Source organism: Paramicrobacterium humi (genome assembly GCF_900105715.1).
GTDB classification, from domain to species: Bacteria; Actinomycetota; Actinomycetes; order Actinomycetales; family Microbacteriaceae; genus Paramicrobacterium; species Paramicrobacterium humi.
This window is the reverse complement of sequence record NZ_FNRY01000001.1, coordinates 709,699-732,908: the sequence shown is the minus strand read 5'-3', so window position 1 is coordinate 732,908 and position 23,210 is coordinate 709,699. Positions and strand designations below refer to the sequence as shown.

At 67.8% G+C, this 23,210-nt stretch carries 28 protein-coding genes; 14 read left to right on the top strand and 14 right to left on the bottom strand.

Going from position 1 to position 23,210, the window contains the following annotated elements; all coding sequences use genetic code 11:
- The first annotated feature begins 27 nt into the window (after positions 1-27).
- The 4 genes from BLV49_RS03690 (at position 28) to BLV49_RS03675 (ending at position 2,543) form a co-directional block, all read left to right on the top strand.
- Entirely contained in the window at positions 28-1,086 is a 1,059-nt protein-coding gene (locus tag BLV49_RS03690; protein WP_091179913.1) for a beta-ketoacyl-ACP synthase 3, read from the top strand.
- A gap of 100 nt (positions 1,087-1,186) precedes the next feature.
- Positions 1,187-1,933, top strand: coding sequence for a polyprenol monophosphomannose synthase (locus BLV49_RS03685; protein ID WP_091179910.1), 747 nt, complete (start codon positions 1,187-1,189; stop codon positions 1,931-1,933).
- Between the two features lie 32 nt (positions 1,934-1,965).
- A complete protein-coding gene (locus BLV49_RS03680; RefSeq protein ID WP_245723526.1) occupies positions 1,966-2,172 on the top strand; it encodes a ribbon-helix-helix protein, CopG family in 207 nt (68 codons plus the stop codon).
- Positions 2,169-2,543 carry a type II toxin-antitoxin system death-on-curing family toxin gene (locus tag BLV49_RS03675; protein ID WP_091179906.1) on the top strand — a complete coding sequence of 125 codons (375 nt, stop codon included), beginning with the start codon at positions 2,169-2,171 and terminating at the stop codon, positions 2,541-2,543. The genes BLV49_RS03680 and BLV49_RS03675 overlap by 4 nt, the downstream gene beginning before the upstream one ends.
- Before the next feature lie 4 nt (positions 2,544-2,547).
- Here BLV49_RS03675 and BLV49_RS16815 read toward each other — a convergent pair whose 3' ends face one another.
- Positions 2,548-2,730, bottom strand: coding sequence for a hypothetical protein (locus BLV49_RS16815; protein ID WP_091179903.1), 183 nt, complete (start codon positions 2,728-2,730; stop codon positions 2,548-2,550).
- A gap of 25 nt (positions 2,731-2,755) precedes the next feature.
- On the opposite strand from BLV49_RS16815, the gene BLV49_RS16810 reads away from it, so the two are divergent.
- On the top strand, positions 2,756-3,091 hold the full coding sequence (locus BLV49_RS16810; protein WP_091179900.1) for a hypothetical protein: 336 nt from the start codon (positions 2,756-2,758) through the stop codon (positions 3,089-3,091).
- 139 nt (positions 3,092-3,230) lie between these two features.
- Here the strand turns inward: BLV49_RS16810 and BLV49_RS03660 are convergent, their stop codons facing one another.
- On the bottom strand, positions 3,231-3,500 hold the full coding sequence (locus tag BLV49_RS03660; RefSeq protein ID WP_176980706.1) for a hypothetical protein: 270 nt from the start codon (positions 3,498-3,500) through the stop codon (positions 3,231-3,233).
- A 67-nt stretch (positions 3,501-3,567) separates the two neighbouring features.
- Complete coding sequence (locus tag BLV49_RS03655; protein WP_245723525.1) at positions 3,568-4,101, bottom strand: GNAT family N-acetyltransferase; 534 nt, start codon at positions 4,099-4,101, stop codon at positions 3,568-3,570.
- A gap of 103 nt (positions 4,102-4,204) precedes the next feature.
- Between BLV49_RS03655 and BLV49_RS03650 the strand changes: the two genes are divergently transcribed.
- The gene (locus BLV49_RS03650; protein ID WP_176980705.1) at positions 4,205-4,693 is read left to right on the top strand and encodes a general stress protein; all 489 of its coding nucleotides are present in this window, start codon (positions 4,205-4,207) and stop codon (positions 4,691-4,693) included.
- A 64-nt stretch (positions 4,694-4,757) separates the two neighbouring features.
- On the opposite strand, the gene BLV49_RS03645 is transcribed toward BLV49_RS03650, so the two are convergent.
- Positions 4,758-6,044 carry an alpha-hydroxy acid oxidase gene (locus tag BLV49_RS03645; protein WP_091179889.1) on the bottom strand — a complete coding sequence of 429 codons (1,287 nt, stop codon included), beginning with the start codon at positions 6,042-6,044 and terminating at the stop codon, positions 4,758-4,760.
- A gap of 10 nt (positions 6,045-6,054) precedes the next feature.
- Positions 6,055-6,750, bottom strand: coding sequence for a FadR/GntR family transcriptional regulator (locus tag BLV49_RS03640; protein ID WP_281245306.1), 696 nt, complete (start codon positions 6,748-6,750; stop codon positions 6,055-6,057).
- 109 nt (positions 6,751-6,859) lie between these two features.
- Between BLV49_RS03640 and BLV49_RS03635 the strand changes: the two genes are divergently transcribed.
- Both BLV49_RS03635 and BLV49_RS03630 read left to right on the top strand, forming a co-directional pair.
- The gene (locus BLV49_RS03635) at positions 6,860-7,780 is read left to right on the top strand and encodes an RluA family pseudouridine synthase (RefSeq protein ID WP_245723524.1); all 921 of its coding nucleotides are present in this window, start codon (positions 6,860-6,862) and stop codon (positions 7,778-7,780) included.
- A 36-nt stretch (positions 7,781-7,816) separates the two neighbouring features.
- Positions 7,817-8,551, top strand: coding sequence for an SDR family oxidoreductase (locus BLV49_RS03630; protein WP_091179884.1), 735 nt, complete (start codon positions 7,817-7,819; stop codon positions 8,549-8,551).
- Here the strand turns inward: BLV49_RS03630 and BLV49_RS03625 are convergent, their stop codons facing one another.
- Positions 8,552-9,355: a FadR/GntR family transcriptional regulator gene (locus tag BLV49_RS03625; RefSeq protein WP_091179882.1), complete on the bottom strand. Its 804-nt coding sequence runs from the start codon at positions 9,353-9,355 to the stop codon at positions 8,552-8,554.
- A complete protein-coding gene (locus BLV49_RS03620; protein WP_091179880.1) occupies positions 9,352-10,170 on the bottom strand; it encodes an SDR family NAD(P)-dependent oxidoreductase in 819 nt (272 codons plus the stop codon). The genes BLV49_RS03625 and BLV49_RS03620 overlap by 4 nt, the downstream gene beginning before the upstream one ends.
- A gap of 143 nt (positions 10,171-10,313) precedes the next feature.
- On the opposite strand from BLV49_RS03620, the gene BLV49_RS03615 reads away from it, so the two are divergent.
- The 4 genes from BLV49_RS03615 to BLV49_RS03600 all read left to right on the top strand — a co-directional run bounded on the left by BLV49_RS03615 (position 10,314) and on the right by BLV49_RS03600 (position 14,496).
- Positions 10,314-11,609 carry an ABC transporter substrate-binding protein gene (locus BLV49_RS03615; RefSeq protein WP_091179878.1) on the top strand — a complete coding sequence of 432 codons (1,296 nt, stop codon included), beginning with the start codon at positions 10,314-10,316 and terminating at the stop codon, positions 11,607-11,609.
- A gap of 85 nt (positions 11,610-11,694) precedes the next feature.
- Positions 11,695-12,618, top strand: coding sequence for a carbohydrate ABC transporter permease (locus tag BLV49_RS03610; protein ID WP_245723523.1), 924 nt, complete (start codon positions 11,695-11,697; stop codon positions 12,616-12,618).
- Positions 12,615-13,484: a carbohydrate ABC transporter permease gene (locus tag BLV49_RS03605; protein ID WP_091179876.1), complete on the top strand. Its 870-nt coding sequence runs from the start codon at positions 12,615-12,617 to the stop codon at positions 13,482-13,484. The genes BLV49_RS03610 and BLV49_RS03605 overlap by 4 nt, the downstream gene beginning before the upstream one ends.
- A 4-nt stretch (positions 13,485-13,488) precedes the next feature.
- On the top strand, positions 13,489-14,496 hold the full coding sequence (locus BLV49_RS03600; protein ID WP_091179874.1) for a zinc-dependent alcohol dehydrogenase: 1,008 nt from the start codon (positions 13,489-13,491) through the stop codon (positions 14,494-14,496).
- A gap of 15 nt (positions 14,497-14,511) precedes the next feature.
- On the opposite strand, the gene BLV49_RS03595 is transcribed toward BLV49_RS03600, so the two are convergent.
- Entirely contained in the window at positions 14,512-15,459 is a 948-nt protein-coding gene (locus BLV49_RS03595) for an NYN domain-containing protein (RefSeq protein WP_091179872.1), read from the bottom strand.
- Between the two features lie 108 nt (positions 15,460-15,567).
- On the bottom strand, positions 15,568-15,810 hold the full coding sequence (locus BLV49_RS03590; RefSeq protein WP_091179870.1) for a hypothetical protein: 243 nt from the start codon (positions 15,808-15,810) through the stop codon (positions 15,568-15,570).
- A gap of 67 nt (positions 15,811-15,877) precedes the next feature.
- Between BLV49_RS03590 and BLV49_RS03585 the strand changes: the two genes are divergently transcribed.
- Positions 15,878-16,138, top strand: coding sequence for a hypothetical protein (locus tag BLV49_RS03585; protein WP_091179867.1), 261 nt, complete (start codon positions 15,878-15,880; stop codon positions 16,136-16,138).
- A gap of 73 nt (positions 16,139-16,211) precedes the next feature.
- On the opposite strand, the gene BLV49_RS03580 is transcribed toward BLV49_RS03585, so the two are convergent.
- The 5 genes from BLV49_RS03580 to BLV49_RS03560 all read right to left on the bottom strand — a co-directional run bounded on the left by BLV49_RS03580 (position 16,212) and on the right by BLV49_RS03560 (position 22,213).
- Positions 16,212-17,135 carry a 2-hydroxyacid dehydrogenase gene (locus BLV49_RS03580; protein WP_091179865.1) on the bottom strand — a complete coding sequence of 308 codons (924 nt, stop codon included), beginning with the start codon at positions 17,133-17,135 and terminating at the stop codon, positions 16,212-16,214.
- A 58-nt stretch (positions 17,136-17,193) separates the two neighbouring features.
- Entirely contained in the window at positions 17,194-17,829 is a 636-nt protein-coding gene (locus BLV49_RS03575) for a PepSY domain-containing protein (RefSeq protein ID WP_143033941.1), read from the bottom strand.
- Positions 17,830-17,904: 75 nt separating this feature from the next.
- Positions 17,905-19,317, bottom strand: a complete 1,413-nt coding sequence (locus BLV49_RS03570) for a rhamnulokinase (RefSeq protein ID WP_091179861.1) — start codon at positions 19,315-19,317, stop codon at positions 17,905-17,907.
- A complete protein-coding gene (locus BLV49_RS03565; RefSeq protein ID WP_091179859.1) occupies positions 19,314-21,350 on the bottom strand; it encodes a bifunctional aldolase/short-chain dehydrogenase in 2,037 nt (678 codons plus the stop codon). Before BLV49_RS03565 ends, BLV49_RS03570 begins: the two co-directional genes overlap by 4 nt.
- Before the next feature lie 95 nt (positions 21,351-21,445).
- Complete coding sequence (locus BLV49_RS03560; RefSeq protein WP_091186716.1) at positions 21,446-22,213, bottom strand: DeoR/GlpR family DNA-binding transcription regulator; 768 nt, start codon at positions 22,211-22,213, stop codon at positions 21,446-21,448.
- 155 nt (positions 22,214-22,368) lie between these two features.
- Here BLV49_RS03560 and BLV49_RS03555 point away from each other — a divergent pair, with 155 nt between their 5' ends.
- Positions 22,369-23,184, top strand: a complete 816-nt coding sequence (locus BLV49_RS03555; protein ID WP_176980704.1) for a DeoR/GlpR family DNA-binding transcription regulator — start codon at positions 22,369-22,371, stop codon at positions 23,182-23,184.
- The last annotated feature ends 26 nt before the right edge of the window (positions 23,185-23,210 follow it).

Genomic DNA, 23,210 nt, shown 5'->3' with positions numbered 1-23,210 from the left:
CGTCCGCAGCCGGTCTGAGGAGGAACCGTGGCGTTGCGAAGTTCTGAGGCGAGCGGGTACTCGCGGCTGCTGAGCGTCGGCGGGGCACGCGGCGAGACGATCGTGCCCAACGACGACATCGTCGGGCCGATCGACAGCTCCGACGAGTGGATCCGACGGCGCACCGGCATCATCACGCGCCGCTATGCCACGCGGGACGTGCTCGTCGAGCACCTCGCCGAGCAGGCGGGCCGCTACGCCGTCGAAGCCTCCGGCGTCGAGCCGGGCGACATCGATGCCGTCATCCTCTCGACCGTGTCGCGCATGCACGCGACACCGGGACTCGCGCCGACGGTCGCCGCGGGCCTCGGCGCTTCGCCAGGCGCTGCCGCCTACGACATCAACGTCGGCTGCGCCGGCTACTGCTACGGCATCGGGCAGGCCGACGCGATGATCCGCTCGGGACTCGCGCGGCACGTCCTCGTCATCGGCGCGGAGAAGCTCTCCGACTTCCGCGACCCCACCGACCGCAGCCTGTCGTTCATCATCGGCGACGGCGCGGGCGCAGCGGTTCTCGGCCCCTCCGATATACCGCGCATCGGACCGACCATCTGGGGCTCGGACGGCACGCGGGCCGACGTGATCGGCATGACGCGCAGCTGGCTCGACTTCAAGCACGCCGAGCCGGGAGAGAACGTCCCGTGGCCGACCGTGCGGCAGGAAGGGCCCTCGGTGTTCCGCTGGGCGACGTCCGTCGTTCCCGAAGCGGCGGCCCGGGCCATCGAGGCGGCCGGCGTGAGCGCCGAAGACATCGACGTCTTCATCCCGCACCAGGCCAACCTGCGCATCGTCGAGACGATGGCGCGCAAGCTCGGGTTGCGCGATGACGTCGTCGTCGCGCGCGACGTCGTCGACACGGGCAACACGTCGGGGGCGTCGGTCCCGCTCGCGACCGAGCGCCTGCTTCGCGAAGGGCAGGCGCACGGCGGCCAGCTCGCGCTGCAGTTCGGCTTCGGCGCCGGCCTCTGCTACGCCGCCCAGGTCATCGAGATGCCCGACGCCGTCGGCGGTGACGGGGAGTACCGAGGGGCCGGCTCGGAGCGCTGAGATCGGCTTCCTGGTCGCGTCGAAGCCGCATAGTCGCGGGAAGTAGGCTTGGAAGTCACGCCTGGCGAATCGTGTGGGCGAGGGGTGCAGAAGGGATGCCGTGACCGCGACGCTCGTTCTCATCCCCACCTACAACGAGCGCGCCAATCTCGCGGCGATCGTGCGTCGCGTGCACACGGCGGTGCCCGACGCCGATATTCTCATCGTCGACGACGCGTCCCCCGACGGCACGGGACTGATCGCCGATGAGCTCGCGGCATCCGATGAGCGCGTGCACGTGCTGCACCGGCCCGGCAAGCAGGGTCTCGGCGCCGCCTACGCTGACGCATTCCGGTGGGGGCTCGAGCGCGACTACGACCGGCTCGTCGAGATGGACGCCGACGGCTCGCACCAGCCCGAGCAGCTGCCCGCTCTGCTGGAAGCGTCGCGTGCCGGCGCCGACCTCGTTCTCGGTTCGCGCTGGCTTCCGGGCGGCGGCATCGAGAACTGGCCCTGGCACCGCCGCCTGCTGTCGCGCGGCGGCAGCGCCTACGCGCGCACCGTGCTCGGGCTGCCGTACCGAGATGTCACCGGCGGATTCCGCGTGTTCACGGCAGACGCCCTGCGGCGGATCCGCCGAGACGACGTGCACAGCCAGGGCTACGGCTTCCAGGTCGACATGCTGTGGCACGCTCACCGCGCCGGACTGCGCATCGTCGAGGTGCCGATAACGTTCATCGAGCGCACGCAGGGTCGGTCGAAGATGACGACGGGCATCGTGTTCGAGGCTATGTGGCGCGTCACCCTCTGGGGGCTCCGGAACGTTCCCGCGAGGTTCCGGAGGGCGGCGGACGTTCAGCGGCCCTAGCGACCTGGATCGTCGGTTGGTACCATTCTGGTATGGCGATAAATGTCAGACTGCCAGAAGCGCTGGATCGCAAGCTCGAACAGCTCGCAGCGGCTGAGCATGTCTCGAAGCACGCGCTCCTTCTGCAGGGCGCCGAGCTTGTCGTTCAGCGTCATGCGCGAAGAATCGCCGTGGACGAGGCGATCGATGATGTGCTCGACCGTGACGCGGCCTTGCTCGAGCGGCTTGCGGACGCGTGACTGAATTTCTGGAGATCGAAGACGCGCTGCAGGTCGTCAAGCGGCTCGGTTTTCACGTGCGCGATCTCGGTCTGCTTGCATCGGCGGTCGTGCGCCCTTCGATGTCGGTCTTCGGTGAGGACGCATATCCCAGGTTGAACGACAAAGCGGCGGCCCTGCTGGAGTCGTTGGCCCGCAGCCACGCGCTCATCGACGGAAACAAGCGCAGCGCATGGACGATCATGCGCACCTTCCTCTGGATCAACGGATTCAGGCTCACGTTCACAACCGAAGAGAGTTTTGATCTCGTGATCGGCGTGGCCTCGGGCAAGCTCCCATTGGACGAGTCATCCGCCCTCATCACTCGGCATCTCGTGCGCGTCGAGCGGTAGGCGCTCAGAAGCGGGGCGCGAGGCCCGGTTCGAACATCCCGCCCTCCGCCGGAACGTGCTCGCCCGAGCCGAGCAGGGAACGCGTCAGCCGTTCGGACTCTGATGTCATCTCCGCGAGCACCGCCTCCAGATCGCGGTCCTGCGCGTTCCTCTCGTCGCGCGCGGCGCGAAGCACGGCACGACGCACGGCCTCCTTCGCGAAGGAGCCCGTCGTGCCTTCGGACGCTTCGGCCGCGGCATCCAGGGACGGTGACCGGGATGACGGCGTACTCGGCCGGACCGGCACCCGTATCGACGCGACCGGAGACCGGCTCTTCCGCACGGCCGACGTCGGCGACGAAAGCCGAATCGCGGTCGAGGCGCGCGAGCGGTGCGCCCCGGCTGCGTCGATCGGCGACCCCGTCGACGATGCTGAAGAACGTCTCGCTCTGCTCAGGCAGGTTGTGCGTCAGGTAGCTCGTGAGCAGCTGCTGAGCCGAGCGGAACTCGAGGCCCGTGCTCGGGTCCGCGCCGCGAGCGAATGTGCCGAACTTCTCGGCCTCGTGTGAGAGCTCGGCCGAGATCTGCGAGTCCACGCGGGAGAACAGCGCCTTGCCAGTCACGAGAACGATGGTGACGACGGCAAGGGTCAGGATCAGGAGGATCCAGGCGAGGATCCGGGTGCGCGCGGTCACGCCGCGATGATGCTCAGTCGTCGTCATCGTCGTCGTCATAATCGTCGTCATCGTCGCCCGCGTCGGGCGGGGGAGCGGGCGGCGCGGTGGGAGCGCCATCGTCGGGAGGCGCCGAGCTCGGCGGGGTGCTTGGGGTGGGACGGGGAGATGGCGCGCTCGGCGTGACAACGATGCTCTCGCCCAGCTCCGGAGGCGCTTGAGCGAGCATCGCGTCTGCGGCCCACCAGACACCGGCGGCCACCAGAAGTCCCGCCGGTGCTGCTATCAAGCCCCACCGCGCCATAGGCCAAGTCTCTCGGAGTTTCGCGCCTCACGTGTGAGAGCTGGATGAGAGAGCTCTCATTTCACGCTCACGCCTCGACGCGGATGGGTTCGATCTGCGGCGCGGCATCCGTCGCGAGCCGGGCGTGGCGCTCGACGTCGAAGCGCTCGGTGCCGTAACGCAGCTTCTCGCGCTCGACGCCTTCCGTCGCGAAGCCGGCCCGCGTCGCGACGCCGCACGAGGCCGGATTGTTCACGCGGTGCCCGAGTTCGAGGCGATGCAGCGCCTGTTCGGTGAACGCCCACTGTGCGATGCTCGCGAGCGCCCGCGTCGCGAGACCACGCCCGCGTGCTCCCTCCGCGAGCCAGTAATACGCCCACGCGGTCCCGTGACTGTATTCGATGTTGCTCAGGCCGACGTTCCCGACGGGCACGTCGTCTTCCGCGATCGCGAGATTGACGACGGATGCCGTGCACGGCAGTCGCTCCGCGATGAATGACTCGCACTCGTCGATCGTCGTGAGCCGCGCCCCAGCGGTCTGCAGGGCGAGGTCACGGGTCGCGGCGGCGATATCGTGCAACGTGGCCGCGTCCTGCGGACGCCACGAACGAAGAGAGAGCACTCGACCATTGTGCCCGGTTCCGGCTCCCGTCGGCGGAGTGGGGAAGGGGGTTGACTCCGCGCCGACAACGCGGTGTGCTGGCGAAACGACGAAAGGAGCAGTTGTGTCTTCACCATCCTTCTCCGGCCAGAACCCCATGCCGTCCGTTCCGTCGAACGTCCTCGCTGAATTCGGCGACTACGCCGGCGCGCAAGCGCTCGTCGATCGGCTCTCCGACGGCGGATTCCCCGTCGAGCACGTGCGCATCGTCGGCGAAGGCGTGCGCATCGTCGAGCAGGTCACCGGCCGACTCACGAAGGGGCGCGCGGCGCTGCTCGGCGCGGGAAGCGGCGCCTGGTTCGGCCTGCTCATCGGCATCGTTCTCGGCTTCTTCGTCATCGGCCCAGCCTGGATCGGCGCCTTGCTTCTCGGGCTCGTCATCGGGGCCATCTGGGGCGCCATCTTCGGTTTCTTCGCGCACTGGGCGACCAGGGGCCGGCGTGATTTCAGCAGCGTGCGCGGGCTCGAAGCCGAGCGCTACGCCGTGCTCGTCGCTGTCGAGCATTTCGCCGAGGCGCAGCGCGTCGTCGGCGGCCCCGCGAAGTCGGTGTGACGACGCCGCGCCGCCGCTCACGGTCCGACGCCGCGCCGCCGCTCACGGTCCGGCGCGGCGTCCCCTACTTCTCGGCCGCGGCGCTCGCCGACGCCGACTCGGCGGCGAGAGCGGCATCCTTCGTCACCGGCGACAGCCGCGTGAGCTGCGTCACGTGGGCCGGCGTCAGCTCTTCGAGCGAGGAGACGCCGAGCAGCTTCATCGTGCGCTCGATCTCGCTGCGCAGAATCGCGATCATCCTGTCGACGCCCTGACGGCCACCGGCCATGAGGCCGTACAGGTAGGCGCGACCGACGAGCGTGAACTTCGCGCCGAGCGCGATCGACGCGACGATGTCGGCGCCGTTCATGATGCCCGTGTCGACCATGACCGTCGCATCGCGGCCGACCTCGCGCACGACGTGCGGCAGCAGGTGGAACGGAATCGGTGCACGGTCGAGCTGACGGCCGCCGTGGTTCGAGAGCACGATGCCGTCGACGCCGAGGTCGACGAGCTTCTTCGAGTCCTCGATGTTCTGCACGCCCTTGATCACGATCTTTCCGGGCCACATGCCGCGGATCACCTCGAGGTCTTCGAAGCTGATCGTCGGGTCCATCGCCGCGTCGAGAAGCTCGCCGACGGTTCCGCCCGTCGTCGTGAGCGACGCGAACTCGAGCTTCGGCGTCGTGAGGAAGTCGATCCACCACCACGGCCGCGGGATCGCGTTGAGGATCGTCTTCGGCGTGAGCTGCGGCGGGATCGAGAATCCGTTGCGCTTGTCGCGCAGGCGCGCGCCCGCGACCGGAGTGTCGACGGTGAAGAACAGCGTGTCGAAGCCGGCGGCAGCGGCGCGGCGGGTGAGACCGTACGAGATCTCGCGGTCGCGCATGACGTACAGCTGGAACCAGTTTCGGCCGTGCGGGTTCGCCTCCTTCACTCCCTCGATCGACGTCGTGCCGAGAGTGGAGAGGGTGAACGGGATGCCGGCGGCCCCTGCCGCGCCGGCTCCGGCGACTTCGCCTTCCGTCTGCATGAGGCGCGTGAAGCCCGTTGGGGCGATGCCGAACGGCAGCGCGCTCGGACCGCCGAGAACCGTCGTCGACGTGTCGACGTCGGTCGCAGGCCGCAAGATCGACGGGTGGAACTCGACGTCCTCGAACGCCTGGCGGGCGCGGGCGAGCGAGATCTCGCCTTCCGCCGCCCCCTCGGTGTAGTCGAATGCCGCCCGCGGTGTTCGGCGCTTCGCGATCGCTCGCAGGTCCGCGATCGTGAGCGCGGCGTCGAGACGGCGTCGGCGGGCGTTCAGATCGGGCTTCTTGAACTGCATGAGCTCGAAGATCTCCGCGGGCTTCGGCAGCTGTCGAGTGACCATTGTCGTCCTTTCAAGGGGTGATCTGGGCGTAGTACCCGGTGATGTGGTCGTGCATGTGCTCTCGCGCGGCGACGGGGTCGGCGGCGCGGATGGCGTCGACGATGCGGCGGTGCTCGGCACGCAGCCGCTCGACCGTCGCTGGCCAGTCGGCGATGCCTTCGCTGCCTTCGAGCACGTACGATTCGATGGCCGTGCGCAGTCCGGCCATGACCGCCGCGACGACGGTGTTGCCCGACGCCTCGGCGAGAGCGAGGTGAAACTGGGCGTCGAGAGCGAGGAACTCGGCGGGGGCGAGATCGGATGCCGCCATGGCGCCGAGCATCTCGTCGGCCGCCGCGAGATCGGGCTGCGCCTGCTGGGCGAGCTCGGCGGCGACCGCGGTCTCGAGCAGCAGTCGCGTGGCGACGACGTCGCGCCTGGCGAATCCGCTTGCGGCGACCTGGAGGCGAAGCAGCGTCGACATTCCGCCGCGCGGGGTCGCGACGATCATCGCTCCCGCGTGGGGGCCTGATCCGGCGGCCGTGCGCACGAGGCCGAGCACTTCGAGCACGCGAAGCGCCTCGCGCACGCTCGAACGGCCGACGCCGAGCTCGGTCGCGAGCGCGCGCTCGCCCGGCAGCCGCTGGCCGGGAGCGAGCGTTCCATCGAGCAGCGCCGCCTCGACATGAGAGAGCACCGTCTGCCATGCGCGCTTCTCGTCAGCCACGGCGCTTCCTCTTCGCTCGCTCATCGAACCTGTGGTCAGACCTCTGTGGTCAGACCACAGGCTAGCACGCGCTCAGCTTCGCCGCGAGCGGCACGAGTACTCTCGAGGCGTGCCTCGTTCGCCCCTGCCGCAGCGCCACGGGCTCGACGCTGCCTGGATTCGCACGCCGCGCGAGCGGCACTGGGCGACGATGCGCGATCACCTCGTCGAGCGGATGCCGCGACTCGCGCCCGATCGCATCGACGAGATGTTGGACGAACGCGCCTTCGTCGATGACGGCGGGACGCCGTTCGCGGTGGACGCCCCGTATCGACCGCACACGTTCGTCTGGTTCCACCGCGACCTGCCCGACGAGGTCGAGGTGCCGTTCGAGATCGAGGTGCTGCACCGCGACGAGCGCATCGTCGTGATCGACAAACCGCACTTCCTTTCCACCATTCCTCGTGGACGGCACGTGCAGCAGAGCGTCGTCGTGCGCGCCCGGCGAGCGCTCGGGCTGCCGCACCTCGTGCCGGCGCACCGCCTCGACCGGGTCACGGCGGGGGTGCTGCTGCTCACGACGGAGCCGCAGTGGCGCGGCGCCTACCAGTCGATGTTCGAGCAGCGCACGCTCGAGAAGGAGTACGAGGCCGTCGCCGCCGCGCCGGGCGAGCTGTCGTTTCCGGCCACGGTGCGCAGCCATATCGTCAAGCAGCGCGGCGTCATGCAGGCATTCGAGATCGAAGGCGCGCCCCCGAACGCCGAAACGCGCATCGAGCTGATCGGCGAGCGCGGTGATCGGGGGCTCTATCGCGCCGTGCCGCACACGGGGAAGACGCACCAGATCCGCCTGCACATGACAGCGCTCGGGCTGCCGATCATCGGCGACCCGTTCTACCCCGTCGTCACCGACGTCGCCGTCGACGACTTCTCGGCGCCGCTGCAGCTGCTCGCGAAGACGCTGCGGTTCGTCGATCCGGTCGACGGCGCGGCGCGCGAGTTCACGAGCCGGCGCATCCTCGACGCGTGGCAGGCGGCGCAGCCCGAGTAGGGTGGCGACTGTCGCAAGCACCACGAGGAGGAGAGCATGAGCAGCACCGTCACCTGGATCGTCGGAGCCACGTCGGGGGTCGGCCGATCGAGCGCGCTCGCGCTGGCGGCATCCGATCGAACGCTCGTGCTCAGCGGGCGCCGCGCCTCCGTGCTCGAGGAGGTGTGCGCGAGCGTGCGCGAACGCGGCGGCACCGCCGTCGCCGTGCCGATGGATGCGGCGGACGCCGCGTCGACGGCCGCGGCGCTCGAGCGCATTGCCAGTGAGCATGGCACGATCACCGAGGCCGTGTTCTGCGCGGGACTCAACGTCGCGAAGCGCCACTGGGACCAGCTCGAGATCGCCGAGTTCCAAGCGGTGGTCGAAACCAACCTCACATCCGTCGCGCGCGGCATCAGCGGCATCCTGCCCGGAATGCGGGAGGCCGGCGGCGGCCGCGTCGTGGTCATCTCATCGTGGGCCGGCTGGACCTACGGCCGCGGCGCCGGCGTCGCCTACTCGGCGAGCAAGACCGCGCTGCGGCCGCTCACCGAGTCGCTCAACGACCAGGAGAGCGCGAACGGCATCAGCGCGAGCCTCATCTGCCCGGGCGACATCGACACGGAGTTCGTCGACAAGCGGCCGACGGTTCCGGATGCCGCTGCGCGCAGCCGCATGCTGACACCGGATGACGTCGCACGCGCCGTGCGGTTCGTTCTCGACTCGCCGCGAGAGGTCTGCATCAACGAACTCGTCGTCTCGCCCGTGAACAGCCACTCCTACGGCAAGTGATCAGCGTGCTCGCGGGCGATCCTGCCGGCGCACCGCGAGGATGTGCTCGGTCTCCGCGAGCGTCGCGAAGATGATCGCGGACACCGCGTTCTGCGCCGCCGCAGCGTCGTGCGCCGCAAGGGCCTCGGCCAGCTGAAGGTGCCGATTCGCCGAACGAGCGTCAAGGCTCTGCGCGGCGGAGTATGAGCGCGACTCATGGCTGCCGCGAATGCGCAGCGCCGTCGTGACCGTCCCGGCGAACTGCGCAATCACGGCGTTGCCGCTGCCCTCGAGCATGAGCCGGTGGATCTCCGCGTCGGCGCAAAAGAAGGTGTACGCGTCCTGCTGCTCGAAGCTGCGCTGCATGAGGTGCCCCGCGGCGACGATCTCGGTGCGCGCCTGGTCGCTCATGCGCTCGGCCGCGAAGTGCGCTGCCGCCTGCTCCACCCCCAGCCGGAGCTCGAGCAGCTCGAGCATCTGCTGCAGGTACTCCGGTCCCTCGCCCCGCCACTCGACGATCCGGGGGTTGAGCAGATCCCACGCTTCACGCGGCTGCACGCGGGTGCCGCGCTGCGGTCTTGACTCCACGAGCCCCATCGCGCTCAGTGTGCGCATCGCCTCGCGCACGACCGAGCGCGAGATGCCGAGCTGCTCGCAGACCTGGTCGACGTAGATCGTCGTGCCCGGCGCGAGTTCCCCCGACACGATGCGCCCTCCGACGTCCGCGACGACGCGGTCATACAGCCCGTTGCCGCGCTGCAGGCCGTAGCGCGAGCTGACGGGCGCGAGCCCGTGCGGTCCAGGGTCGGCTGGCGAATCGCTCATGCCGGATCGACGCCCTCCTCGCCGTACGCGTTGAATCGGTCATACGCCTCAGACGGGATCTGGGTCGCGAGCTTCCCTCCGCTCACGTCGATGAGGGTGCCGGTGATGTACGAGGCCTGATCGGAGCTGAGAAAGCAGATGAGGTTCGCGATGTCAGCGGCGCTGCCCCAGCGGCGAAGCGTGAGCGTGTCGAGAAGCTCGGCCTTCTTGTCGTCGGGCAGCTCCGCGAAGTGGTTCATCGCCGTCGGGATCATGCCCGGCGCATACGCGTTGACGGTGATGTTCCACGGCCCGACTTCACCCGCGAGCCCGCGGGTGAAGTGCGCGACGGCGGCCTTCGACGTGGCGTACGCGATGCTCCCGACGCGCGGCGATATCGCGGCGAAGGATGCCGCGTTGATGATGCGCCCTGAACCACGTCGCTTCATGTGCGGGATCACCGCGCGGCACATCAGGAAGGTGCCCTTGACGTTGACGTCCTGAATGAGATCCCACGTTCCCTCGTCGAGTTCGTCGACGAGGGCGTCGCCGACGACGCCCGCATTGTTGACGAGGATGTCGATCCCTCCGAGGTTCTCGCTCGCCGTGTCAACGATCGAGCGGATCCCGTCGGCGTCTCGAACGTCGCACACCGCGTGCATGGCGTCGGGCGTGATGGCCTCGACCTCGCGTGAGAGGTTCTCGAGGTCCGTCGAGTTCAGGTCGAGGGCGACGGTGATGACGCCTTCCCTCGCGAGCGCGAGGGTGATCTCCCGGCCGATGCCCCTGCCGGCTCCGGTGACGATGGCGACCTTGCCGCCTAGATCTATCTGCATGCTGGCTCCGTTGCCCGTGCCCGTGAGTCGCGGTCACGATTTGGTCACGTCGTTGATAGGTATTACTTATTCTATATACCCTCGAAGGAGGGTGCTTTGGTGCCCGTACGGTGCAACGAGGCACAGCTCAGGAGGTCAACGCAATGAAGCATGGATCGATAAAGCGACTCGCCGCCCTGTCGGTGGCGGCACTGCTCACGGCGGGACTCGCCGCCTGCAGCAGCGGCGGCGGGGGCGGCGACGAGGGGTCGAAGACCCTCAACGTGACGCTCGCCAACCACGTCTGGACCGATGTGGTCAAGAAGAAGATCAAGGACTTCGAGAAGGAGTCCGGACTCAAGGTCGTCGTCAATCAGCTGAGCGAGGATCAGCTCGCCGACAGCTACAAGGTCAAGCTCAACGCCGGATCGAGCGACGTCGACGTCATGATGTACCGCCCTCTCCAGGTGGGCAAGCTCTTCGGCCAGAACGGCTACTTCGCCGACCTGACCGACAAGGTGAAGAGCGACAAGGACTGGAACTGGAGCGACTTCCAGGCCGGCCCCGTCGGCCTGACGACGTACGAGGACGAGGTCGTCGGCGTGCCGATGATCACCGAGAACGAGATGCTCTACTACCGCAAGGATCTGCTCGAGAAGGCGGGGCTCGACGTTCCCGGCACCATGGACGAGCTTGAGGCGGCCGCCAAGGCGATAAAGGAGCAGAACCCGGGCGTCGCCGGCATCGTGGCACGCAGCCAGGCCTCTGCCGCGGTGACGCAGTTCTCCGGATTCCTGTACAGCTTCGGCGGGGACTGGGTCGACGGCGATGGCAACTCCGCCATCGACAGCGACGCCGCCAAGGAGGCGTACGCGTTCTACGGGAAGCTCCTGCACGACTACGGTCCTGACCAGATCAGCACCGACATGAGCTGGCCCGAGTCGGCGGCCATCTTCGCGCAGGGCAACGCCGGATTCTGGGTCGATGCCTCGAGCCTGTACGAGAACGTGTACAACCCGGACAAGTCGAAGGTCGGCGACCAGGTCGGCTTCGCTCCGTTCCCCGAGGGACCCGCCGGATCCAAGCCGTACAACGTTGCCGCGTGGGCCCTTGGCATCAACTCGGCGTCGGAGAACCAGGACAACGCGTGGAAGTTCATCAAGTGGGCGACGAGCCCCGAGATGACACTCGAGATCCAGAAGGCGGGCGTGCCGAGTGCGCGCACTTCGGTCTGGGACGACCCGGAAGGCACTTCGAGCTTCCCTGACGAGCTCGCGAAGGCCATCGCCGAGAACGGCAAGAACGGTGTCGGCAACGACCGGCCGCTCGTCGTCGGAGTGGCCGAGGCTCGTGAGATCGTTGGTGCGCCCATCGTGACGGCGATAACGGGAGGCGACTCCGACTCCGCCGCCGACGAGGCGAGCAAGAAGTTCCAGCAGCTGCTGGACGACGAGAAGTAGAGGGTGCGGCGGGAGCCGGGCGACTTGGCCCGGCTCCCGCGGCTCCGTGCCGGCCGAGGCCACACGACACGAGTGAGAAGCTGACATGTCTCTGACCGCACAGGCGGACCTGCCCGCAAAAGAGCGGGTCTCTCGCTGGGTGAACGCGCACCGCAAGTGGCTGTTCGCGGCGCCGGCGATGATCTTCACGGCCATCCTGATCGGATTCCCGATCGGCTGGACCATCTATTTGAGCCTCACCGACGCCAAAGGCTCCGTCCGGCGTCCCGCCGACTTCATCGGCATCGAGAACTACATCGAGGTGCTCGGCGACGTCGACAGATTCTGGCCCGCCGTCCTGCGCACGGGCGTCTTCACGTTCGGCGCACTCGCCGTCGAACTCGTCGCGGGAATGCTCATCGCCCTTCTGCTCTGGCGGCCGTTCAAGGCGCAGCGCTGGGTGCGCGTCGCGATCCTGCTCCCGTTCGTCGCGACGCCCGTCGCGATCGCGATGATGTGGCGACTGATCTTCGAGCCGAACATCGGGTTCGCGAACCAGTTCCTGTCCTGGTTCGGCATCCCGCCCCAACCCTGGTTCTCCGAACCGGCCACGACGCTCCCGACGCTGATCTTCGTCGATATCTGGGAGTTCACCCCGATGATCGCGATAATCCTGCTCGCCGGGCTCACCTCCCTCTCCGACGAACCCGACGAGGCGGCGCGCATCGATGGCGCCAACGCGTGGCAGCGCTTCTGGTTCGTCACGCTCCCGCTGCTGCGGCCCGTCGTTCTCGTCGCGATCCTGCTGCGCTCGATCGACGCGCTCAAGACCTTCGACCTGCTCTACGTCGTGAAGGGCCAAGGCGGCGGGTCGTTCCATGAGGCCGAGACGCTCAACATCTACGTGTACGGCTTGAGCTTCCAGTACAACGACTTCGGAACGGCCTCCGCGGTTCTCATCATCTTCTTCCTCATGATCCTGCTCATCATGTGGCTCCTCACATTCCGAGGGAAGGGAGCGAAGCTATGACCGAGACCGTGGCCACGCGCGCCGCCGCAGACGTCGCACGTCGCAAGCACCCCGCGCGGGTGCGCGCCTACTCGGGGTTCCGCGGCACCATGATCGTGCTCGTCGTGCTCATGTTCCTCGTGCCTCTCGCCTGGATGGTCCTCGCCTCGTTCAAGACGAACGTCGACCTTCACGACACATCGAAGGCGTTCATCTTCACCCCGATCATCGACAACTACCAGCACGTGCTCGGCAACGACAACTACGTGAACTTCGTCTGGAACAGCTTCATCGTCGCGTTCCTGTCGACGGGAATCTCGCTCATCATCGGAGTCCCCGCCGCCTACTCGATGAGCCGCTTCAACATGCAGAAGTCTGCGCTCCTCGTTCTGCTCGCGCGCATCATCCCCGGCGTGAGCCTGCTCGTGCCGTGGTACTACGTGTTCGCGAATCTCGGCTGGGTCGGCGGCTACGGCGTGCTCGTCATCTCGCACATGTTCATCCTGATTCCGATCAGCGTGTACATCATGATGTCGTTCTTCGACTCCATGCCGCTCGAGCTCGAGGAGGCGTCGCTCGTCGACGGACTCACCCCCATCGGCGCGTTCCTGCGAATCCTTCTCCCGCTCTCGGTGCCGGGCATCGCGACGGCCGGCATCCTGTCGTTCATCTTCTCGTGGAACAACTTCATGTTCGCCCTCGTGCTCTCGGGCGCGCACACGAAGACGCTCCCGGTAGCGGTCTTCGACTTCGTGTCGTACGCGAGCATCGACTGGGGAGCGATCATGGCGGCCGCCGTCATCATGACCCTGCCGATCATCGTCATCGCCCTGTTCGCGCAGAAGTACATCGTCTCCGGTCTCACGGCCGGGGCGACGAAGGGGTGATCGGATGCCGCCAGAGCGCACTCTCGCCGTCGTGAAGGCCGCCGCGGGCGAGGCCGGCGTCGAGCTGCGCGAGATCCCCGTGCCCTCCGCGGCGCCCGGGTTCGCGCGGCTCCGCGTTGTCGCGACCGGTGTGTGCGGAACCGACGTGCACATCGCGCGCGACGAGTACGGGTACGAGTCCCCCGTGGTGATGGGGCACGAGATCCTCGGCGCGGTCGACCAGGTCGGCGACGACGCCGATGCCGGGCTGCTCGGCCGGCGGGTGGCAACCGAGACGTACTTCAGCACGTGTGGCAGCTGCGACTGGTGCAGGGACGGTCGCGTCAACCTGTGTCCGAGCAGGCGCTCGATCGGCTCCTTCGAGAACGGCGGGTTCGCCTCCCATGTCGTGGTCCCGGTCGGCAGCCTGCACCCGCTTCCGCCGGGGCTCGGCGACATAGACGGCGTGCTCTCCGAGCCCCTCGCGTGCGTCGCCCAATGCCTGTGCGACCCCGCCGTCGTGAGCCCGGGGGACCGCGTGCTCGTCACGGGCCCCGGCGCGATGGGGCAGCTCGCCGCGCAAGTCGCGGCGGCTTCGGGCGGGCGCGTCACGCTCGCCGGCCTGCCTGCGGACGCGAGTCGCCTGGAGGTTGCGGCGTCCCTCGGTCTCGCCGTGACGACGGAGGTCCCTCCCGCGGAGGCTTTCGACGTCGTCATCGAATGCTCCGGCAGCGCGCCGGGCGCGGCCGCGGCCTTGCGAGCGGCGCGACGGGGAGGCCGCTACGTGCAAGTGGGGATCTTCGGCCGAGAGGTCTCGATCCCGTTCGACCTCGTTCTCTACAAGGAGCTCACGGTGACGAGCGGATTCGCGTCGACGCCCGCGTCGTGGCGCCGGGCGATGGCGCTGATCGAACAGGGCCGCGTGAGTCTCGGTCCGCTCGTGACGGCCCGCGTGCCCGTTTCCCGCTGGTCCGAGGCCTTCGACAACGTGCGGTCAGGCGCAGGAATCAAGACCGTCATCCTCCCCGACTGATCGCTTTGCGCGCGCTCAGGCCGGCACGAGCCTGATGCGGCGGGCGGGATGGTCCTCGTCGAGCTCGACGAGGGTCTCGAGCGACTTCACGAACCCTGTGAATGACGAGAAGCCGAGTGCCCGCTCCTGGAACGTCGGGTCCATGCGCAGCATCTGGTTCTTGACGGCGCTGCTCGGCTGCCACTCCTCGTCGTTCTTCGCCGTACTCAGCTCGAGGGCGCGAACCAGCAGGTCGGCAGCCTCATCCTGCGGCGTCTTGGGCGGGCTCGACTTCTTCGACGGACGCTTCTTCGGCGGCTTCGCGGGCTCGGGTTCCTTCTGATCGGGTTCCTGCTTCTCCGGTTTCGACGGCTCGACCACGGTCTTCGCCTTCCGGGCACGCGCCGCCGCTGGCTTCACGCCGGGGAGGGCGTCGTAGTCGGCGAACTCGTCGCACGCTGCGGCGAGAGCCCGGCTGGTGGCGCCGGCGACGCCGATGCCGACGACGTGGCGGCCGAGCACCTTGCAGCGCTGGGCGAGGGCGATGTAGTCCGAGTCGCCGGCGACGATGACGACGTGCGTCAGGTCGGGCAGCCGGAACAGGTCCTCGACGACATCGACGGCGAGGCGGATATCGGCGCCGTTCTTCATCGATGCGACGACGGGGAACAGCTGCACCAGGTCGACGGCCCGCTTGATGAGCTGCTGTCGGTAGTCGGAGTTGACGGGAATCGACCAGTCCGCGTATGCGCGGCTGACAGCGATTGTTCCGAAGGAGGAAGCGAAGTCGAGGATCGCACCGAGGTCGATGGTCGCGGCGCTGATCGATTGCGCCATCTCGCCGGTCGGCTCGCTGCTGACCCGGAAGGTTCGAATGTGGTTCTTGAGGAAGTTCCCGCGACCGTGCAGCTGGTCGTATCGACTGATCACGATGTTGTCGAAGTCGATGTAGATGCCCACACGCGGTTCGTTCGAGGTCGCCATTGTGCCTCCGCTCGAGGTTCGCTCGATTCCGATGCTATCCGTCGGAGGCACGCGACCGGTTCTGAATCGGAGAATGCGCGCCGGGACGCGGGTCCCGGCGCGCACTCATCACCTGATCTGCTTCTCGAACGCGGCGCGCACGAAGTATGCGTGCTCGCGTCGCTCACGTTCGATCTCGTTCTGCCGAGCCAGGTGCGGGTCGCGCTCGACGCGACGTCGCGTGAACAGTGCCCGTAGGAAGCGCTCCGGGAGGGAGCGTCGAACGGTCTGCGCACGCGTCGGCGGCGGGTGCAACTGCACACTCGGATACTCGGCGGCGGTCGTGGTTGAGCGTGTCTCTGTGGTGGTCACAGTCGTGTCCTTTGTGAAAATGGCGTGGTTGAGCGCCCTCACGCGAAGAGGCGTTCGGGCAAGGCGAATGTCGTTTCGTCAGAAGCGCTCCGACGGCAGTGAGCGCATCGTGCATGAACCGGCGATGCGGTGCCGTGTGAAGGGAGCGGCGACAATCAGTCGCCGCACGATGGCGGCGAGGGCACGCGAATCAGCGTGCGGCGGGGAAGAGTTCGAGTTCTACGCGGCCCGGCGGAGGGAGCACGCGCGAACGGCGAAAGCTGCGCCGGCGATGGCGTTCTTTGTGATCATTTTCATTGCTCTCCTCCTTTCAACGGGTCAGTTCTGACGCGAACGACAAGAGATGACTGTAGTGCAGCGCGAGCGTGCCGCACAAGTGCCTTTCGAGGATTGCTCGAAAATCAGTCGCGGATGACGACGTTCTCCGGCTCCTCGCCGGCGAGCAGGTGATCGATCTGACGGCGCAGAAGCCGAGCCATGCGGGGCATCATCGCCGTGGAGGCGCCGCCGACGTGTGGGGAGATGAGCACATTGTGCAGTGCGAACAGCGGGTGTCCCTCGGGCAACGGCTCGGGGTCGGTGACGTCGAGGGCGAAGCGAAGGCGTCCCGAGCGCGCTTCGGCGAGCATCGCATCCGTGTCGACGATCGCTCCGCGGGAGACATTCACGAGCAGGGCGTCGTCGGCCATGCGAGCGAGGAACGCGGCATCCACCATGTGCCGAGTCGAACCGTTGAGGGGGAGAGCGAGCACGACGATCTCCGCATGGGGCAGCAGCTCGTCGAGCTCGTCAAGGCCGTGGATGTGGCCGCGCTCCGTGTCGCGCGCGCGAGTGGCGACCTTCGTCACGACAGTCTCGAACGGCAGCAGGCGGTCTTCAAGACAGACGCCGATGCCGCCGTACCCCACGATGAGGACGCGGCGGTCGGCGAGGCTCGCGTACCGTGCGGGGGCCCAGGTTCCCTTCTCGGCGGCGCGCACGAAGTCGGGGATGCCGCGCTGGGAGGCGAGGATGAGCGCCATCGCGAGCTCCGCCGTCGACGGTTCGTGCACGGTCGCGGCGTTCGCGAACGTGTGGCCTGACGGAAGGTTCTTCGCGACGTCGTCGTAGCCGATGGACTGGCCCTGCACGAGCCGTGTGCTCACGCCCTCGAGATTGCGCATCGGCTTCGAACCGCCCATGTAGGGCGGAACGGCGATGTCGATGTGCTCGACCGGGGCGGGTCCGTCCATCTTCCACTCGATGAACTCGACGCCTTCGGGCACCTCGCCAACGTAGTCGCGGAGAGTCTTGCCGGGGACACTGACGAGGAGCTTCGAAGCCATGCTTCGAGCTTACCGGGCGCCCAAAGCCGCTGTCGGCGGCCGGTCCGAGCTCGAGCGGTCAGTCGCCCTGGCTCACGACCTCGCCCGTGTACGCGGCGATCGTCACCTCGATGTCGTGGCCGGCGCCAGGTGCGATGTCGAACTGGTAGTGCGGGCCTTTGCCTGTGCCTTCGAGCTTCCACTCGTCGATTCGACCGGTGACGGCGTCCAGCGCGGCATCGCGCGCTTTCGTCCACGGCACGATCTTGCTGATGTCGATGACTTCGGCGGACTTCTCCGCCACGTCGTCCTTGTCCATCGCTTCCGTCTCCTCGTTCAACACCTCTCCGCTGTCGGCGCCGATCAAGGTCTTGTACTCCTCGGTGTCCGACAGCAGCTTCACGGTGTAGACGAACTGCGTGCTCTCCCAGCCCAGCTCGATGGACGAGACGTCGCCATCGAACTTCTGTTTCGCCTGGTCGAGGGCGTCCTCCCAGCTGAGTGAGAACTCGGCGGTTGCCAGATCGGTGTCTTCGCCCTTGTCGCTGTGCGGCGACGATTCCTCTGCGCTCGGCTTGCTGCTCGACGTCGGCTGGCTCGATGCGCCCGGCACGTCCGTGCCGCCGGCGCTTCCGCACCCGGTGAGCACGAGAGCCAGAGTGAGCGCGGCCACGCCGGACCATCCCCTGCTGCTTGCGCTGCGTGGTGTGTTCATGTCGGCCACGCTACGCGCGTGATTTTCTTGCGGCAGGGGCTTGCATATGCGGCGAAGCGTCCAGGAGAGGTGCGGCTAGGGCAGGTACCGGCGTGGCTGCACCGTGCGCGTCACGAGCTCGCGGAGCGATTCGAGACTTCCCGTTATCGCACCGAGCGCCCGCGCCTGCACGAGCACGTTGCCGAGCGCCGTCGCCTCGACCGGACCGGCGAGCACAGGCATGCCCGCGCGTTGGGCCGTGAGGCGGCACAGCAGCTCGTTCTGAGAGCCGCCGCCGACCAGGTGGATTGTGCGCACGGCCTTTCCAGACAGCTCGGATGCCGCGAGCACGGCGTTCGCGAACGCGTCGGCGAGGCTCTCGATGATGCAGCGCACCATTGCGGCGCGGGACTCGGGAACCGGCATGCCGTGCTCCCGCAGCCAGGTGGCGATGCGAGCGGGCATGTCGCCCGGTGCCATGAAGACCGCGTCGTTCGCATCGAAGACCGGCTGCAGATCGGTCACAGCGGCTGCGGCGGCCAGAAGCTCGGGCAAGTCGATCCGCTCCCCGGATTCGGCCTCCCAGGTGCGCACCGATTCCGAGAGCAGCCACAGTCCCATGACGTTGTGCAGGAACCGCACGCGACCGTCGACGCCGCCCTCGTTGGTGAAGTTCGCCTCCCGGCTGGCCTCGGTGAGAACGGGGTGCTCGAGCTCGACCCCGACGAGCCCCCACGTACCGCAGCTGATGTAGGCGGCATCCGGGTCCGTCATGGGAATCGCCACGACCGCGGAAGCAGTGTCATGGGAGCCGACCGCGGTCACGGGCACGGCCGGAAGGCCCGTCTCGTGCTGCACGCGGGCGCTCAGCTCGCCAATGCGCTCGCCCGGGCGCACCAGGGGCGGCAGGATGCTGCCGGGCAGCCCGAGCCGCTCGATCAGCGTCTCGTTCCACCCGCTGCCGTCAACGCGCAGCAGCCCCGTCGTCGACGCGTTCGTCGCCTCGGCGACGCGAGCGCCCGTGAGCCAGTAGGCGATGAGGTCGGGCACGAGAAGCGCCTGGTCGGTGAGGTGCAGCAGTCCCGCGGCGCGATCGGCCTCGAACTGGTAGAGCGTGTTGAAGGGCAGGAACTGCAGCCCGTTCGCGGCGTACAGCTCGGCGAACGGCACCCGCTCGTGCACGCGCGCGGCAGCGGCATCCGTTCTCGAATCCCGGTAGTGGAACGGCACACCGAGCAGTCGCCCGTCGCGCAGCAGACCGTAGTCGACGGCCCACGAGTCGATGCCGATCGAGGCGATGTCCGAACGTGCGGATGCCGCCTCGCGCAGGCCGGCCGTTATCGCGCGGTACAGCTCCACGAGGTTGAGGTGCAGCCCGTCGGGCAGCGCGACCGGACCGTTCGGGAAGCGCGCGACCGGCTCGAGCCGCAGCTCGTTCGGCCCGACGTGGCCGAGCATGACCCGGCCGCTCGTCGCGCCGAGGTCGATCGCGGCGACCGTCACCGTCATCGCAGGAACGCCGCCGCGACGCCCGCGTCCACGGGAATGTGCAGGCCCGTCGTGTGGTCGAGGTCGCTCGTGCACAGCACGAACACGGCGTTCGCGACGTTCTCGGGCACGACCTCGCGCTTCAGGATCGTGCGCTGTGCGTAGAACTTGCCGAGGTCCTCCTCGGGGATGCCGTACGTCTTCGCCCGGTTCGCACCCCAGCCGGAGGCGAAGATTCCCGAGCCGCGCACGACGCCGTCGGGGTTGATGCCGTTGACCTTGATGCCGTACTCGCCGAGCTCGGCGGCGAGCAGGCGCACCTGGTGCGCTTGGTCGGCCTTCGTCGCCGAGTACGCGATGTTGTTCGGGCCCGCGAACACCGAGTTCTTGCTCGAGATGTAGATGATGTCGCCGCCGAGCTTCTGGTCGATGAGCACGCGCGCTGCGTTCTTCGACACGAGAAACGAGCCCTTCGCCATGACATCGTGCTGCAGGTCCCAGTCCTTCTCCGTGGTCTCGAGCAGCGACTTCGAGAGCGAGAGCCCGGCATTGTTCACGACGAGGTCGAGTCCGCCGAACGCGAGAACGGTCTCGTCGATCGCGGCCTTCACGGCCTCCTCGTTCGACACGTCGGCGGCGATGCCGATGGCGACGTCGGTGGTGCCGATCTCGGATGCCGCCGCGCGCGCCTTCTCGATGTCGAGGTCGGCGATCGCGACGCAGGCCCCTTCTGACGCAAGCCGCGTTGCGATCGCCTTCCCGATTCCGGATGCCGCTCCCGTGACGAGCGCGATGCGCGTCGCGAGCGGCTTCGGCTTCGGCATCCGCTGGAGCTTGGCCTCTTCGAGCGCCCAGTATTCGATGCGGAACTTCTCCGCCTCGTCGATCGGCGCATAGCTCGACAGGCCCTCGGCGCCGCGCATGACGTTGATGGCGTTGATGTAGAACTCGCCGGCGACGCGTGCCGTCTGCTTGTCCTTGCCGTAGCTGAACATGCCGACGCCGGGGACGAGGGTGATGAGCGGGTCGGCGCCGCGCATGGCGGGGGAGTTCTCGTCGGCGTTGCGCTCGTAGTACGCGGCGTAGTCGGCGCGGTACTGCTCGTGCAGCTCCGGAAGTCGCTCGAGGATCTGCTCGATGCTCGCGGTGGAGGGCAGATCGATGACCATCGGCTTGATCTTCGTGCGCAGGAAGTGGTCCGGGCAGCTCGTGCCGAGCTCGGCCAGACGAGAGTGCTCGCTGTGCGCGAGAAAGTCGAGGACGACCTCGGAATCGGTGAAGTGTCCGACCATCGGCTTGTCCGTCGAGGCGATTCCGCGCAGCGTCGGCGCGAGAGCGGCGGCCTTCGTCCGCCGCTCGGCGTCGGGCAGCGCTTCGTAACCGTCGAGGACGGGCCCGAACGGCTCGGCCTTCGAGTTCGCGGCGATGTAGTCGGCTGCGGTGTCGATGATCCAGAGGGAGTTGCGCTCGGCCTCATCGGTCGAGTCGCCCCACGCCGTGATGCCGTGGCCGCCGAGGATGCAGCCGACGGCCTGCGGGTTCTGCTCCTTGATCGCGGCGATGTCGAGGCCGAGCTGGAAGCCGGGGCGCCGCCACGGCACCCAGACCACCTTGTCGCCGAAGATGGTCGTCGTCAGCTGCTCTCCATCGGCGGCGGTCGCAATCGCGATGCCGGCGTCGGGGTGCAGGTGGTCGACGTGCGCGGCGTCGACGAGCCCGTGCATCGCCGTGTCGATCGAGGGGGCGGCGCCGCCCTTGCCGAAGAGGGTGTAGTCGAAGGCGGCGACCATCTCGTCTTCGCGCTCGACGCCGGGGTACACGTTCTGCAGGGCGCGAAGCCGGTCGACGCGCAGAACGGCGAGGCCCTTCTCCTCGAGCGTGCCGAGGTCGCCGCCGGATCCTTTGACCCACATGAGCTCGACGTTCTCGCCCGTGACCGGGTCCGTCTCGAGCCCCTTCGCCGAGGTGTTGCCGCCGGCGTAGTTCGTGTTCTTCGGATCAGCGCCGAGGCGATTGCTGCGCTCGATGAGCTCTTGAGCAGTGGGATTTGTCATGAGGTCCTCCGCGGATGAGTGCTCGAGCGCCGGAGCACGAGCAGTCAATGTTCGATTGTGAAAAAGATTACAATAAATAACACGACGGCTACAGCCTACAGCAGATCGACGAACGCGCGATAGGGATCAAGCGTCGAGTCGCGCGGGTCGAGCTCGGTGACCATGAGCGCGAGACGGTCCCAGTCGAGCGCCGACACGAGCGCACGCTGGCCGAGCTTGCTTGAGTCGACGAGCAGCACCGTCGCGTCCGCGGCGTCCGCGAAGGCGAGCTTCACCTGGGCCTCGGCAAGCGTCACTTCCGAGGTGCCCGACGACGCGTCGGCGGCGGCCGCCGACGTGAAGTAGTGCGAGTAGTGCAGGGAGGCGGCGGCACGACAGGCGAGGAGGCCGACGAAGCTGTCCGTGCGCTCCTCCGCCTCACCGCCGATGAGCACGGCCCGAGATCCGGGTGTGCGGCGGGCGAACTGGAAATTCTCGTGCGAGTTCGTCGCGATTATGCGCTCGGTGGCCGGGTCGCCGTCGAGCTGGGAGAGCAGAACTCCCGACGTCGAGGACGCGTCGACGGCGATCGCGCCGCCGACGGGAACAAGGCGAGACGCCTTCGCGGCGATCGTCGCCTTCGCCTGCGCGTCGCTCGCCATGCGCTCTTCGAAGCTGCGCGGACGCAGCGACGCCACCGCGCCGCCGCGCACGCGACGCACGAGGCCACCCGACTCGAGGTCGGCGAGGTCGCGGCGCACCGTCATCGCGGAGACGCCGAGCTCGCTCGCCGCCTCGTCGATGAGAACCCGGCCGTCGCGATTGACGATCTCGACGAGAAGCTCACGGCGTCGTTCGCCGTCGACGGTGGAGGTTGTGGCCATGTCGCCGATGTTAGCCACTCGGCGGTTCCGCGGTCACCCGCTACTTGCGCTTCGACGCACGAAAGGTTTCATTTTGGTTTCGCTGTCTATCGCAACGTTGTCTTCTGGGGTAGGTTCAAGCCACGTTCTTCGATGAGGTCGGACGGGAGGTGACCGTGCCCGAGCGCTATGACTTCGTGCGTCGTGAGACGATCCTCGACGTGCTCGCCGACTCCGGCAGCGTCACGGTCAGCGAGCTCTCTGACCGCTTCGGCGTCTCGCCCGTTACGGTGCGCAAAGACCTCGACCGTCTCGAGGAGCGCCACCTCCTGCGGCGCGTCCGCGGGGGCGCGGTTCCCGTTGCCGACAACCAGGACGAGGGCGCCTTCGACATCCGGCTGCGCACGGACACGCTCGCGAAGAAGGCCATCGCCCGGCAGGTCGCGCTCCAGGTCCGAGACGGCGACAGCATCGTGCTCGACTCCTCGACGACGTCGTACTTTCTCAGCGAGGAGATCGCATCACGGCGCGGTCTCACAGTCGTGACGAACGGACTGCGCAGTGCATCGCTCCTGATGGATCAGAGCGATGCGACGGTGATCATGCCCGGCGGCATCCTCCGTCGCTCCTCCGGATCGATGGTCGGACCGCTCTCAGACGTTTTCGAGGGCAGGGGGCGGGTCCGGCTCGGATTCTTCGGTGTGGCTGGGCTCTCGACGACGCTCGGGCTGCTTGAGGTGTCCGTCGAGGAATGTGAAGTGAAGAAGGCGTTCGTGCGCGCCTGCTCGCAGGTGATCGCGATGTTCCCCTCGACGAAGGCGCGCGGTTTCGGGCTGCATTCCTTCGCCGAGGCGGGCCAGGTCGCGGAGGTCAGCACGGACGAGGGCATCGATGACGAGCTCGTCCACCAGTGGGAAGCGCTCGGAACGACGGTGACCTGCGTGCCGCTTGACGCGCGCGCAGCCGAGATGGCGGGAGCCGCTTCGGCATGATGACGACCACGCCGTAGGGACGCGGC